The sequence below is a fragment of the Pararhizobium sp. A13 genome (assembly GCF_040126305.1).
Lineage (GTDB): Bacteria > Pseudomonadota > Alphaproteobacteria > Rhizobiales > Rhizobiaceae > Pararhizobium.
Genome location: NZ_CP149512.1, coordinates 67089 through 81130, shown reverse-complemented (window position 1 = coordinate 81130; position 14042 = coordinate 67089). Strand labels below are relative to the sequence as shown.

Sequence of the window (14042 nt, the reverse complement as noted above, 5' to 3'; positions counted from 1 at the left end):
TCGTGGAGGCTTTTCATGGATGCCAACGTCTCTGTTATCCTGCCGACGTTCAATCGCGTGCGCAGCCTCCCCGCCGCCATGATGAGTGTACTTACTCAGTCCTACGTGGATCTAGAACTTATCGTGGTGGATGACGGCTCCTCGGAAGACGTGGAGGGGCTTGTCCGCGGTATCCAGGACGCTCGCGTGAAGTATATCCGACGACAGGTCAACGGCGGGGCCGCCGCGGCGCGTAACACCGGGCTTTCTCACGCGAAAGGCAAGTTCATTGGATTTCAGGACAGCGACGATATCTGGCTCCCGGGAAAGCTGATCCGCCAGGTGGCGCTGTTTTCGACGCTTCCCGGTCATATCGGCGCTGTGACGGGGGGCAAGATCATCTACGGTCGAGACGCCTTCTTCAACTATGGCCCCGCCAAGGTTGCGTACGCGCCGTCGCCCGAAGGGACGCTTCGGCTCGACGAAGACCAACTTGGCCACCTGCTGCGAGAAAATCGCATTAGCCTCCAGAATGCGCTGTTTCGGCGGGACTGCCTTGGCGAGGCCGTCTGGTTCGATATCTGCGCGCGCGCCAACGAAGATTGGGAATTTGCCATTCGGCTCGTTCAGCAGACAACGGTCTACGAAGACATCGAGCCAGTTGTGCTCGGCTTCATTTCACCGGACAGCATATCATCCAACTCGCGCAAGCAGATGATGGGCATGCTACGCATTCTGCGAAACAACAAAATCGTCCTTGAATCCAGAGCGAGGCAACGATCGAGATTGCTGATCGACCTCGCGGTCGCCCTGTACAAGGCGGGGAAAACGAAACGGGCCCTCAAGTTCATGGTCGCAGCTCTTAGAGATCATCCCGCTCACATAGGTTCGGTGGGCATCGCTACCCTACGAAAAGCCTGCAAGATCGCCGGCGGGCCACTGAAGTTTCGGCTTCCGGCAGAATCGGCCGAAACGCACAAGTTAAACTGACGCGCGATATCATGAATAGTTAGCGGAGAGATTGCATGGCGCTCGTGGGCCTAATTCTGTTCCTTTCCCTGACTCTGGCGAACATGTTCGGTTTTCCGGACGCGAGCACCACGGGCGTTTCGGTGGGAGCGCTGACCCAGTATAACGGCACTTACTATGTCACCGAGGACAACGCCAACATCAGCAATCTCGAGGTCCATGGGAATATCGTCATCGAGGCCAAGAACGTGACGATGACGAACATCAAGCTGGTCTCCGAAACACCCTGGCATGCGCTCAGGGTCATGGACGACGCCACCGGCTTTACGCTGCAGGACAGCGAGATCGATGGCGCCGGCAGCACCGTCAACGCCATCTACGGCGCCGGCACCTTCCTGCGCAATGATCTGCACGACATGGACAACGGCATTAATGTCGTCGGCCCGTCTGATATCCGCGACAACTACATCCATGATTTCCGCGGCGGCGCCGACGCCCACTACGATGGCGTCGAGATCAATGGCGGTGGCGGTCACGACATCAACGTCATCCACAACACCATCATCAACGCCCACACCCAGACCTCGGCGGTGATGATGAACAACGAATTCGGCGGCCTGTCGAACATCACGGTCGAGGGCAACCGGTTGTCGGGTGGCGGCTACACCGTTTATCTGGATGGACGCAAAGGCGGCGGCACCGTCGACGACGCGTCGATCAAGATCATCAACAATCAGATCGGCAACGGCTACTGGGGTGATTTCTCACTGTATGACCACAAGCCGGTCGTGCATGGCAACGTCGAACTCGACGATTCGACCAGGACTAAATACACTCGGTGATGATACCCCGGCCCCGATCAACCCGACGGGAAATTGCTGTAGATTTTGCGGAGGACGACGTTCCAAAGAGTTCTCTGATCGCTGTTGTCAAGCGTGGCTCTCCAAGTTTGTGATGCGTGTTCTCCGGACGGTCGATTGGATTGGTGCTGTGCAACTCTCAAGCAGAGAGGAATACCTCCTTTGGCTGTCTATTTTCCGTAACAATGCATCCCATTGGATTTTCTGCACAGGGATTGCCCATTTCGATCATATGGACGGATTTGGACAGCACAAGTTATCCTTGCTCGTTGATGATCGCGCTTGCCCTAGCCTGATATTGGTATGCCCAAAACCCTTAACCAAAAGCCGGAGTGGGATATCTTGATGAGAACGTCGCCCAGAACAAGTGCCAGCTTTCCGGCGTCTAGATTATTGGTTAGCGCATCCAGCCGTTCTAGGTCTGCATTCTCGCGAAAGCACGAGTCAAAATCGGCATCGGGAAGAATGCTTACCTGGCCGGTTATTGCCTTCTTGATTTGCGCGTTCGTTCCATGGCACTGGTCGATTGGCTCTGTGATCGTCTCACCCTACCGGCTGGTGCTCCTGGTGATGACATTGCCATGCCTCTGGATATGGGTACGTGGGAAGGGTGGCGGGGTTCGTGCATCCGACATTACGATACTTCTCTACTGCCTGTGGTGCATCACAAGTCTTACTATCATCCACGGAACGCAAGCGGGCCTCCAGTCGGGTGGGATCATATCCATTGAAACAGCCGGGGCTTATTTGTTGGGCAGGTGTTTTATTCGAGGTCCCGAGCAGTATTGCGCAATGATACGATTGCTCTTTTGGATCGTGGCGGCTTTGCTCCCTTTCGCGGTGTTGGAAGCGTTTTCAAGTTCTAACGTGTTACTGGAATTCTTCTCGATATTCTTCCCCACCCACGAAGTAACTGTCAATGTGCCTCGATGGGGGGTGCGACGTGTTCAAAGTGTTTTCGAGCATCCCATTCTGTTCGGCGTATCCTGCGGCGCCATCCTGGCACTCGTGCACCTGGTACTGGGCGAGAAGCAGTCTTCCATCCGAAGGTGGGCTGCTTCCGCGCTTGTCTTGTTCACGGCGTCGCTATCGCTGTCGTCAGGCCCAATGACTGCGCTCACGGCCCAGGTGTTTCTTTTGTTCTGGAACTGGGCTCTGCGTGCCAATGAAATGCGCTGGCGACTGTTGTGGGCACTGCTTTTTGCAGTATACGTTCTCATCTCGCTGGTCTCCAACCAGACGGTCCCCCAATTCCTCATGACGCATTTTTCGTTTGATCAGGGGTCGGCATACTATCGTGTCCTGATATGGAATTTCGGATCCGAGTCTGCTCTCAACCATCCCTTTTTCGGTGTGGGATTCGGCAGATGGGATCGCCCGGAATGGATGCCTGGGAGCATCGATATGTTTTGGCTCTATCACGCCGTTCTGTTCGGCCTACCCGCCGGCATTCTGCTGCTAGTGAGTTTTCTGCTGACGATCATTTCAGTTAGCCTCCGGAAAGGGCTCGATCCAAAGATTGCCCAGTATCGGACCGCCTTCCTCATCGTTATGACCAGCTACTTCCTGGTCGGCTGGACGGTTCACTTCTGGAACGCCACCTATGTCCTGTTCCTGTTTCTTCTGGGTAGTGGTGCCTGGCTCGTCGATGTCGAGCCGATGCCTGAAATTCGTATCTCGGGCGCCCGTATGCACGGAACCGCTGACCCCTCTTCGAAAAGGCAAAAGCGCCTCGGACGCCAACCACGCGCAAACGTCCGCAACACCGACGAGGCGTACGACGGGCCTGTGGAACCGGATCAACCGTCATTTCATGGCGCAACTGGAGCGAAAGGAAGCCTCTCCGACGGCTGTCGTGATCGACGACCTGAGCGTTAAAAGCCGCGGAGAGTGGCGGTCTGCGGGGCTTTGACGCGGTAAGAAGATCGGCTCGTGTTCGACAGGATTTTCGCCGCATTGGCCGGCGAAGGCTCCCAGCCTAAGCGCATCTTGCGGTGTTCCCAGTGAGGTATTGTTGGACAATGCGAAGCCGCTGGTCGAACATCACGACGCCGTCACGCGGGAGGTGCGGTTTAATGGGCGACTATAGGCCTTCGCCCACTATCGGTTGTTCTGATCCGTCCGGCCTGCCCCCTGCAGGCCGTCTGTACTCCATTTGGAGTAGAAATGCACGTGACGATAAATTTCAGGATGCACGGATAACGACATTCGCGGCTGATGTTTGTATTAAATAAAGCCTGGTTGTTGCAGCCGAATATATAAAGATTGAAAAGACTTTAAACGTAATTCATTTTCAATGACCTATTTATAAATGCTTTTGGGGGGAAGGAAGGTCACTCTATCGGATTGGTGGAGGCGGTCGTGAATATTCTGCGGAATACTGGCGACAACTATTCATCAGGGGCAATCCAGAGTGACAAATAATGTGCCCCGGCGGCAAGAAGACCGGAAACGAATTCTTGTCGTCGGGGCGCAGCCTTTCAGGTCCATTGAGTCACGGGAGTTGCAAGAAATATTCCTCGAACGTGGCTTCGAGGTGGACCACAGCGCGATCATTCGATGGCCCTGGCCCGATAAAAAGCATCAAGGATCCCCCAAAAAGATAGGGGGTATTCTTAGGGATGATCCTTTATCTCAATTAGGTGATCAGGCGATTTCTCTTTCAAAAACAAATAGTTCACGAAAACGCTCTAAAGCTATGCAATCGCGTAAGGATCGGTTAATATAAGCGAGTACGCATAGAACTCTTCGTTTATTGATCAATGTATAAAAAAAGGGCTTGGGGCCCACAATAATAACTGGGGCTAGCGCATGCGCTTTGTGACGTCTCGACTTGGATCGAGGCAGGTAAGCATGTGTCTTTAAGGGAGTAAGCTACCTATGAACTCGCTGATGATGACGAACGGCAAGGCAGTACAAAATAGTCTTTTCCATACGACAACCGTCGACCCATCCCATACTCTGAACGATAATGAGCACGAGGCGCTTCCGCGAGGGCGCTCGCTTCTCATCATCGACGATCGCGCGCTTGATCGTCAATGTCTTGCCTATTGCATATCTGCTCACAAGATGGACATGGACGTTCTCGCATTCGGGTCGATGGATGAATGGGACCGCAAGCGCCAAGACTACCCGCCGCTAGCCGCCATTCTGTTGAATGTTGGCGGCAAAAAAATCGCCGAACCAGCCGTTGCCGAGGAAATCCGGAAACTTTCTTCCACGTTGGAAGCGCCGATTATCGTGCTGGCCGACACCGATGAGCTTTCGCAAATAATGAAGGCGCTCGAATGCGGAGCCAAGGGCTATATTCCATCCTCAGTCAGCATTGATGTCTGCATCGAGGCGATCGCCCTTTCAATGGCAGGTGGCATCTTCGTACCGGCCAGCAGCGTACTGGCAATGCGCCAGGCGATTGAGACAGGCAACCCAGCTGCACGCCCCTTGGCCGGCATGTTCACAGAACGGCAGGCTGAAGTGGTAGAGGCGCTGAGGCGCGGGAAAGCCAATAAGATTATCGCCTATGAGTTGAATTTGCGGGAAAGCACAGTAAAAGTTCACATCCGCAACATCATGAAGAAGGTCAAGGCTACCAACAGGACCGAGGTAGCCTACAAGATCAAGGATCTCTTCCCGCTTTCAGTCGAAGGAACGAGTGGAAGTGAGCATCATTGAGTGGCCGCATCCAACCGCTTGAATTCGAAAAAATGCTCGGATCAAGAACTTAAGCAAAGCATACAGCGACAGCTGATGCTTTGCTTTTTTTGCTTCAATCCGTTTAGAGGCCGGTTCCTTTCAGGACGACAGCGGGTGTCCTCATCAATATCCACAAATCGGTGCTGAAGGACATGATGCTCGAATAGCGCGCATCGTGCAGCGCTCGTTCTGTGAATGTGCACCCGTTGCGCTCACTGATCTGCCAAAGTCCGGTCAAGCCGGGACGCATATCGAAGTAAGCGGTCCCTGGATAGTGTTGCCGCTGCTCGGGAAGCATCGGGCGCGGACCAACAAGACTCATGTCCCCAATAAGTACATTCAACAACTGCGGCAGTTCATCGATAGAGTATTTGCGCAGGCATTTGCCCAGCCTCGTAATACGTGGATCGTTCCTTAGCTTCTGCATGGTTTCCCATTCTGCCCTTGCGGAAGGATCGGCAGCCAGATGCGCCTGCAGCCGCTGCTCCGCATCGGGAGCCATAGTGCGAAGCTTCCACAGGTTGAATAGCCTTCCGCCCTTCCCGACGCGCGGCTGGCAGAAAAAAACCGGACCGCCATCCCGGCGGATCAGCAACGCAAATATTCCAACAATCGCGAGCGCAAATGGCGCAGCCAACAACGTCACCACGACATCAAACCCGCGCTTCGCCGCGAAATAGAGAAGTCGCGACTTGATCTCCTGACGGCCTGGGATACTTTGCGCGACAAGCCGCAAAGAGTATTGTATCTCTCCCTTCGACATAAATCCTCCACATTATAAATTTGGTAAGAACAGTCGGGCCGATATGACACAAAATGGAAATAATAAATTTGTGCCAGGACAATTATCTCCGTTATCTTGTTTCTTGTTTTGATCCCGGAAGCCCCTGATTAATAGAATATTAAGCATATTGAAATTAAACTCAATAAATCTAATCTAAACAATTAGATGTAGGCCGCATGGTGACAAAGCCAGGAAGGTCGAACCGGGCCCGCCAGAAACTCAACGAGGGCTGGTTTTTTGCCGGTCAGGGTGGCGAGGAAATGAGCTGACCGTCGAAAGGTCATGACGTGCGGGCCGTAGATCGCTTTGGAGAAATTGAGGTGTGGCCAAACGTGCGCTGAGGTCTTGCGAAAGCGATGCGCGTATCGCCGTCGCCTGGAAGGCAGATGGGAGCGAGGCGACACGAAAACGGTGATCAGGACCGCTCGCGGTTCCAGCTTTCGACAAACCGACCTGAATCCCCGTGAAGTAACAGATCGAACATCCGCCGGGCCCTGTGGAGCCGAATGCGTGTCAGGCATGCCAGCGCGAGGATGCGGTTTCGCACACCTGAAACGCGATCCGTCCTCAGGATCTTGACGCTCTCGGCCAGGGGCGACGCCACGACGATCGCGCAACCGACGAGCCACCGCAGCATCGCCGCGGGACGGCCGGCGACTTTCCCGTATTCATGCGCGACGTGCCGGTCCCATCGACGGGCCAGTTCCGCAAAGGATTTGCACGAGGGCGTGAGAACTCTTGCCTCGGGCAGAAACGCGATCCGATGGCCCCGTGCCGTCGCCCGCTGGCCCCATTCGGTATCCTCCATCGTCGCAATCCCGCCGAAAGGGCCAACCGATTGAAAAACCCGTGTTCGGACCGCCATGTTGCCCGTCGCAGCAAACCCGTAGCGTTCCACGTAAACACGCGCGCGGTAGCTGTAGATGCTCTCGTAGGATTCGATCGCGCTCGGACATTGAGGATTGTTGATCAAAATTCCAATATCGCCGCCCACAAGGTCGATATTCGGGTTTTTCGTCATGCACCCGACAATCGCACGAACCCAGCCAGGTTGCGCAATGCAATCGGAATCGATGAAGGCCAGTATCTCCGCCCGGGCGAGATTGGCGCCAAAATTGCGCGCCGGCCCCGGCCCGGGAAGCGCTTCTCGCTCCAAGCGGAGGTTTGGAATATTGGAACATGCTGCTTCAGGCATCTCAGTCGAGCCATTGTCCACGACAATGATCTCGAACGGGATGCCGTCCGCGTGCTGCGCAGCCAAGGTAAGAAGGCAACGACGCAGATCGTCCGGCTCGTTAAGGTGCGGAATGATCACGCTTAGCTGCAATGGAAGGTTCATCGGTTTTTCCCACCGGTTTCAAGCAGAACTCAAGCGTTATCGCAGGCACATGACGGCCCTGGCCAAGGCAACCCCTTTTCAGTTGTCACCGCGGCGAGCGTGAATGCCCTTCATCACAACATGAACGGGTTGGGCGTAGGAACCCCTCCATTCCTTGCCTTAAGGCGCAGGACGGCTAAGTCTTGCTGGGCAAGTATCAGGGCTTGGCTTAGCGCCAATTACGCCTTTCGACGGACAACAGACTGCAAAGTATCAATCGCGGCCTTAGAGTCGGTGATGCAGCAGCACGGGTTCCCAGACGTCGAGCCATCAAGAACAGGCTGAGTTGACGGCTGAAAGTAGCTGCGCAAAACCGAAACAATCCCTAACGCATAGGGTGAGTCGCCATGCCCAAAAGTACTACTTCCGCGGAGGGCACCCCTCTTCCCACCTCATATTGACTATCTATTCCGCGATTACGAACCGCCGAACAATGAACCCCGTCACGGTACCAATCTGGTTCAGGAGTTGGGTGTTTGCGCAATGGGCAACATAGACTTAAGAGACTTACGCTTTTACCGCTCGATCCTGGTGCAAAGGCTTCCGTATGTGTTGGCGATTGCCACCATCGTATTCGTGTCCGCTGTAGCGATCACACGCGTCCTCCCACCTGTGTACAGCTCCAGCGCCAAAATTCTGGCGGAAGCTCCACAAATTCCAGCTGAACTCGCCCGGTCTACCGTTTCGACAGGTGCGATTGAGCAACTGCAGATCCTTCAGCAGCAGATCACCACACGCGACGACCTCTTTGCGCTAGCGCGGAAGCTCCATGTCTATGATGGCACTGAGATGAAGGCTTACGGTGAAGATGTCGTAGGTGATATGCGGTCACGTATAAAGTTCGAGCGACTGCAGCTTGACAGTCAAGGCCACGACGGTGGTGCAACGATCTTCAGTGTATCCTTCCTGGCGAACGAGCCGGATCTTGCGGCAAAAGTCGCCAACGAACTCGCCGCAATGATCCTGGGCAGAAACCAGCGTCAACGCACTGATCGTGCGGGAAGCACGTTGCAATTTTTCAATCAGGAAGTCTCAAGGCTGGTCTCTGATTTGAATCGGTTTGAGGCAGAAATCCTCAAGTTCAAGACCGAGCATAAAGACACGTTGCCGGACAGTCTCGATTTTCGCCGCAGCCAGCAAAGCAGTCTGCAGGAAAGGCTAATTGCGCTGGAACGCGAAGAATCCGATCTCCGCACCAGGCGGAGCAGTCTTATCGCAACATATACCAATACTGGACAGCTTGTCGGCTCTGTTTCACTCACACCGGAACAGCAAATGCTCTTGGATCTAAACAAGGCACTGTCCGAGCAACTCTTGATTTTCTCGGAAGCAAGTCCAAACATCGCGGCCCTTCGCCTTCGGATCGCGTCGTTGCAGAACAATCTGCTGGCGACCAAGCCAGAAGGCAGCAAGAAAGAAAACAGTCCACCCGGCGCACAGAGCGCACCGTTTGGGCTTAGCTTGCAACTGTCCGATATCGACAAGCGCCTTCAGGCCGTGGCTGTGGAGAAGATCTCGGTCGCCCGGCGTATAGAAGAGCTGACCCATTCGATAAGTGGAACGCCGGCAAGTGAAACTGTTCTGAATTCGCTCGAGCGGAACCGGGAGAACATTCAAACGCAATATAACGCCGCAATCGCAAGGCGCGCGGAAGCATTGACTGGCGAACAGATAGAGATGCGTTCGGATGGCGAACGGTTCTCGCTTCTCGAGGCTGCGACGCCGCCTATAAGCCCGATCCGTCCTCAGCGGAACCTAATAATCGGCCTCGGCGCCGTCGCCGGAATCGGTCTGGGCTTAGCCTTCGTCGTTTTGCTCGAAGTGCTCAATAAAACGGTCCGCAGGCCCGTGGAGTTAGAACGGGTGCTTCAATCGCAACTGTTGGCCACGATTCCGAGTATCGGAACCCCTGACAAGCGTCACCCCGCCAAACTCAGACGCCGCATGGCGGCAATACTTGCCGCTGGGTTGATACCGATTTCCTTCATTCTGACCAATCACATTTCCATGCCGCCACATGCTGCTCAGGAAATGATCGCCGGCCTCGGGCAGATATAAGCCCGATGTATAGTTTCAACATCGCCAAATACGAGCTGTGTTTGTCATCAGGATCAGAGTTTAAATTATGAAGCAGGTTCCGACTCCATTGCAAGAGGCCCGGCGTTTTCAAATCACGGACCGGCTCACTGAGCAGGCAATTCAGGCCTGCACGCGGCTTGGGCGTGAAATCGCCTGGGAAAACTTGTCAACGCTTGACCTCGATCCAGAGAGGATCCTTCAGAACCGTATCGTCACCATAGACCGCTCTGATGCCGCGCACGCCCCGTTTGACATGATGCGGACGAGAGTGCTGCAGAGTCTGCGGCAAAACAACTGGACTTCCGTTGCGATCACCTCGCCGACACCCTCCTGCGGCAAGTCGCTTGTCGCTCTTAATCTGGCGTTCAGTCTTGCCCACCAGAAAGATTGCCGCACGCTTCTGATCGATCTCAATCTGAAACAACCGGCAATCGGTGAGGTGCTTGGGGTGAAAGCGCCGGCCTCGATGGAGGCGTTTTTGAGAGGTGACGCTGCGGCGCACAACCTTTTTCTGCGCTATGGCGACAACCTGGCGGTGGGCACGAACCATCAGCCCGTGCAGTTTTCGGCGGAATTGCTGCAGTCTCTGGAAGCGGCAAGGATATTGCAGGATCTGCAACTGAAGCTGGAACCGGACGTGATCCTGTTCGACATGCCCTCCATGCTTTCCAACGACGACGTCACGGCTTTTCTGCCGAATGTGGACTGCGCGATCCTCGTTGCGGCGGCTGAATGCAGCACGTTCGACGAAGTGGACGAGTGCGAGCGGTATCTGTCGGAGCGAACCAACATGCTCGGCACCGTGTTGAACAGGTGCAGGTACAACTCCGACCAATGACACGCGCGTCTTTGGCGGCGAAATGCAACCCCGACGACCTCTCGATCCGATGAGCTGTCGACACAGGATCAAAAGGAGATTGCCATGCGTAAGATACTGATGGTCTATGGCACACGCCCGGAGGCGGTCAAGATGGCACCATTGATCGGCGAACTCGCTCGTTCCCGCCATTGCAGGCCCATCGTCGCTGTTACAGGTCAACACCGCGAAATGCTCGATCAGGTCAACCGACTGTTCGGTATCCAGCCCAGCCATGACCTCAATATCATTACGCAATCGCAAAGCCTTGAAAATGTAACCACCCGTGTCCTCTCCGGCGTTTCCGGGGTCATCGAGGCAGAAGCGCCGGACGCGCTTCTGGTTCAGGGCGACACGACAAGCTGCTTTGCCGCTGCATTGGCCGCTTTTTACAAGAAAATTCCGCTGTTTCACCTCGAAGCCGGGCTGAGAACGGGCGATCGCTACAATCCCTTTCCGGAGGAAATCAACCGCCGCCTGACCACCCAGCTCGCCGCCCTGCACCTGGCTCCGACCCAGACCTCGAAACTCAACCTCGTGAAGGATGGTGTTGCTGAACGCGATATCGTCGTCACCGGCAACACTGTCATCGACGCGTTGCTGCAGGTGTCGGGCCGAAACAACCCGAGCGAAAATCGCGACCTCGAACGGATCATGGGCCGGAGGAGTGTTTTGATTACCGCGCACCGTCGCGAATCCTGGGGTGAACCGATGGCGCAAGCCGCTCGCGCCATCGCTCGGCTTGCGCGGATATTTCCGGAGGTTGCCTTTCTCCTTCCAGCCCATCTTAATCCGGTGGTGCGCGAGGTTCTGCTTCCTCCGCTCGCCGGGCTCGAAAATGTCGTGATCACGCAGCCGCTCGACTATGGCGATTTCGTCAAAGCCATGCGCGACTGCGCAATCGTGCTTACCGATAGCGGCGGTGTGCAGGAAGAGGCGCCTACCTTTGGAAAACCCGTCCTTGTCATGCGCGAAACGACCGAACGTCCCGAAGCCGTCGCCGCCGGTACCGTGCGGCTCGTCGGCACGAGCGAGGATCGTATCGTTGGCGAAGTGACAAACCTTCTAACGGATCGGCGAGCCTATCAGGAGATGGCACGCGCGGTAAACCCGTACGGCGATGGACACGCCGCGATGCGGTCGGTCCAGGCCATCGAACATTTTTTCGCTTTGGGAGACCGGCCGATCGAGTTCGACACGGAGTTGGATCCTGTTTCCAAACCAGCGCCGCCACGCCAGGCACACGTGGTCGCCGCCTAGAGTTGCGGATTTTTCCGAGATGTCGAGGCAGGAATACGAAGCGCCGGGCGTTTCATGACCGTGCTGGACGCTTCGGACAGCCAAAGGCGACCGATGGTCGCCTTTGGTATTGTGCGGATGGATAGAAATAGGGCTCTGAGACCGCATAAAGCGGCCTCTTCGCATTAAAGTACGAAGTACCCCTTCGACATCGTCACCGCGTCATCCAGATGGATGGCGAAATCGGCATTCCTGTCACCATTGGTGTCACCATAAACATAGGTGTCAGAGGCCTGCTTGACGTAACGCAGCTCGCCGGCCTTGCCAGTGAAGGCAGCAGTACCGAGGTAGGTGAACGCTTGATCGCCGGACGCTGCCGAATTGGCATCGATGTCCGCAAGATCAATTCTGTCGCCGCCGGTGCCTGAGAAGTCGAAGATCGAATCTCGGCCCGTCAGTGCAGCCGTGCTCTCAGCCGCCGCGTTGAAGACGAACGTGTCGGCACCCGAGCCGCCCACCAGATCATCCGCGCCGAGACCACCATAAAGCGCGTCGTTGCCGCCGCCGCCCTTAAGGACATCATCGCCGGCGCCGCCCGAAAGCAAATTGGCACCTGCGTCGCCATAGAGCTTATCGGCAAAACTCGAACCGGACAGTTGCTCGATCGAGACATAGGTGTCGCCCTTGGCGTCGCCGGTGTTGTACGCAGCATTGGCAAGGCTTGCCGTAACGCCGGCCGTGGAGCCCATATAGGAGGCGGTATCCACGCCTGCTCCGCCGTCGAGCTTGTCGGCACCGGCGCCGCCGTTCAGGACGTTATTATCGGAGTCACCCTGCAGGGTATCGCCGTAGCTGGAGCCGAGCACTTTCTCGACGCCGGTGAACTTATCACCCGTTGCATGGCCCCCGGATGCAGTGCCCGCCCCAAGATTGACCTTCACAGCGGCCGATGATCCAGAATAGCTTGCTGCGTCGATACCTGCACCGCCATCAAGAACGTCCGCGCCGGCACCGCCCTTGAGCAGATCGTTGCCGCCGAGGCCCTTGTAGGTCTCGCTTCCCGCATTCGTTTTTCCGGTGAGAGGCAAAGTGTCATCACCTTCGGTACCGGTGTAGACTGTCGCCGATGTGCCCGTGTCGGTGCCTGTATCCGTGCCCGTGCCCGTGTCAGTACCCGTGCCCGTGTCGGTACCTGTGTCCGTCGGCGGCGTGACTGTCGGCAGCGTGTCCAGGTCGGTATTTCCGGACACCACCGGATGGTCGTCATAGAGCGCGAAATCGCCCCAGTAGCCGTCGCCGATCTGATTGTTGGTGATCTTGATCGACGCGTCGTCGACTGTCCCGCCGCCTTTGCGTCCATCCAGATAGACGGTGTAGCCGCCGCCGACCAGGCGGTTGCCGTCGACCGTGATGTTCGACAGGCCGCCGAATTCGTTGTTCATCATCACCGCCGAGGTCTGGGTGTGGGCGTTGATGATGGTGTTGTGGATGACGTTGATGTCGTGACCGCCACCGCCATTGATCTCGACGCCATCGTAGTGGGCGTCGGCGCCGCCGCGGAAATCATGGATGTAGTTGTCGCGGATATCAGACGGGCCGACGACATTAATGCCGTTGTCCATGTCGTGCAGATCATTGCGCAGGAAGGTGCCGGCGCCGTAGATGGCGTTGACGGTGCTGCCGGCGCCATCGATCTCGCTGTCCTGCAGCGTAAAGCCGGTGGCGTCGTCCATGACCCTGAGCGCATGCCAGGGTGTTTCGGAGACCAGCTTGATGTTCGTCATCGTCACGTTCTTGGCTTCGATGACGATATTCCCATGGACCTCGAGATTGCTGATGTTGGCATTGTCCTGGGTGACATAGTAAGTGCCGTTATACACGGTCATCGCCGCCCCGGCTTTGACGCCTGTGTTGGTTGCATCTGGAAAATCTGTCACTGTTGTATTGCCTTTCTCCTCAGCCCTTGAACCCCGTTTCAAGATGGACTTACTGCTAAGCCGACTACCTCTTTTTTGGTAAGCCGAACCTATGAAACGGAGACCTAATGCAACTTCAAAACTTGTGCAATGCGGTAGGAATTGGCTAAAAGGCGTCGAAAATGGAGGCCTTACTAATGCCGCAATAAATTGAATTAGACGTTGCTACTATGAAATAATTGGTTAATTTTCGCCGATTCAACAAAAAATAAACTTTTCAAAATTTTGA

General features: G+C 55.6%; 9 protein-coding genes and 1 pseudogene. 7 read left to right on the top strand and 3 right to left on the bottom strand.

Annotated elements, in window-relative coordinates; translation table 11 throughout:
- Positions 1-15: 15 nt before the first annotated feature.
- From WI754_RS29070 to WI754_RS29055, 4 genes and pseudogenes are all read left to right on the top strand, one after another.
- The gene (locus tag WI754_RS29070) at positions 16-969 is read left to right on the top strand and encodes a glycosyltransferase family 2 protein (protein ID WP_341486492.1); all 954 of its coding nucleotides are present in this window, start codon (positions 16-18) and stop codon (positions 967-969) included.
- Positions 970-1004: 35 nt separating this feature from the next.
- Positions 1005-1790 (top strand): hypothetical protein, encoded by a 786-nt coding sequence (locus WI754_RS29065; RefSeq protein WP_341486491.1) that lies wholly within the window; start codon positions 1005-1007, stop codon positions 1788-1790.
- 1792 nt (positions 1791-3582) lie between these two features.
- Positions 3583-3733 (top strand): annotated as a pseudogene (locus WI754_RS29060) (IS5/IS1182 family transposase); the annotation flags it as partial.
- A gap of 955 nt (positions 3734-4688) precedes the next feature.
- The gene (locus tag WI754_RS29055) at positions 4689-5480 is read left to right on the top strand and encodes a response regulator transcription factor (RefSeq protein WP_341486490.1); all 792 of its coding nucleotides are present in this window, start codon (positions 4689-4691) and stop codon (positions 5478-5480) included.
- 103 nt (positions 5481-5583) lie between these two features.
- Here the strand turns inward: WI754_RS29055 and WI754_RS29050 are convergent, their stop codons facing one another.
- Complete coding sequence (locus WI754_RS29050) at positions 5584-6264, bottom strand: sugar transferase (protein WP_341486489.1); 681 nt, start codon at positions 6262-6264, stop codon at positions 5584-5586.
- Positions 6265-6700: 436 nt separating this feature from the next.
- On the bottom strand, positions 6701-7600 hold the full coding sequence (locus WI754_RS29045; RefSeq protein WP_349438079.1) for a glycosyltransferase: 900 nt from the start codon (positions 7598-7600) through the stop codon (positions 6701-6703).
- Positions 7601-8146: 546 nt separating this feature from the next.
- Here WI754_RS29045 and WI754_RS29040 point away from each other — a divergent pair.
- The 3 genes from WI754_RS29040 (at position 8147) to wecB (ending at position 11858) form a co-directional block, all read left to right on the top strand.
- Positions 8147-9721 (top strand): lipopolysaccharide biosynthesis protein, encoded by a 1575-nt coding sequence (locus WI754_RS29040; RefSeq protein ID WP_341486487.1) that lies wholly within the window; start codon positions 8147-8149, stop codon positions 9719-9721.
- A 67-nt stretch (positions 9722-9788) separates the two neighbouring features.
- Entirely contained in the window at positions 9789-10580 is a 792-nt protein-coding gene (locus WI754_RS29035; RefSeq protein WP_341486486.1) for a CpsD/CapB family tyrosine-protein kinase, read from the top strand.
- An 84-nt stretch (positions 10581-10664) separates the two neighbouring features.
- Positions 10665-11858, top strand: coding sequence for a UDP-N-acetylglucosamine 2-epimerase (non-hydrolyzing) (wecB, locus tag WI754_RS29030; RefSeq protein WP_341486485.1), 1194 nt, complete (start codon positions 10665-10667; stop codon positions 11856-11858).
- Positions 11859-12022: 164 nt separating this feature from the next.
- On the opposite strand, the gene WI754_RS29025 is transcribed toward wecB, so the two are convergent.
- A complete protein-coding gene (locus WI754_RS29025) occupies positions 12023-13774 on the bottom strand; it encodes a calcium-binding protein (protein ID WP_341486484.1) in 1752 nt (583 codons plus the stop codon).
- Positions 13775-14042 lie beyond the last annotated feature (268 nt).

What these genes read in the sequence shown, in the direction of transcription:
- WI754_RS29035 (WP_341486486.1), top strand. Translation starts at nt 9,789, where the DNA reads ATGAAGCAGGTTCCGACTCCATTGCAAGAGGCCCGGCGTTTTCAAATC.
- WI754_RS29040 (WP_341486487.1), top strand. Translation starts at nt 8,147, where the DNA reads ATGGGCAACATAGACTTAAGAGACTTACGCTTTTACCGCTCGATCCTG.
- WI754_RS29070 (WP_341486492.1), top strand. Translation starts at nt 16, where the DNA reads ATGGATGCCAACGTCTCTGTTATCCTGCCGACGTTCAATCGCGTGCGC.
- WI754_RS29050 (WP_341486489.1), bottom strand. Translation starts at nt 6,264, where the DNA reads ATGTCGAAGGGAGAGATACAATACTCTTTGCGGCTTGTCGCGCAAAGT.
- WI754_RS29055 (WP_341486490.1), top strand. Translation starts at nt 4,689, where the DNA reads ATGAACTCGCTGATGATGACGAACGGCAAGGCAGTACAAAATAGTCTT.
- WI754_RS29065 (WP_341486491.1), top strand. Translation starts at nt 1,005, where the DNA reads ATGGCGCTCGTGGGCCTAATTCTGTTCCTTTCCCTGACTCTGGCGAAC.
- wecB (WP_341486485.1), top strand. Translation starts at nt 10,665, where the DNA reads ATGCGTAAGATACTGATGGTCTATGGCACACGCCCGGAGGCGGTCAAG.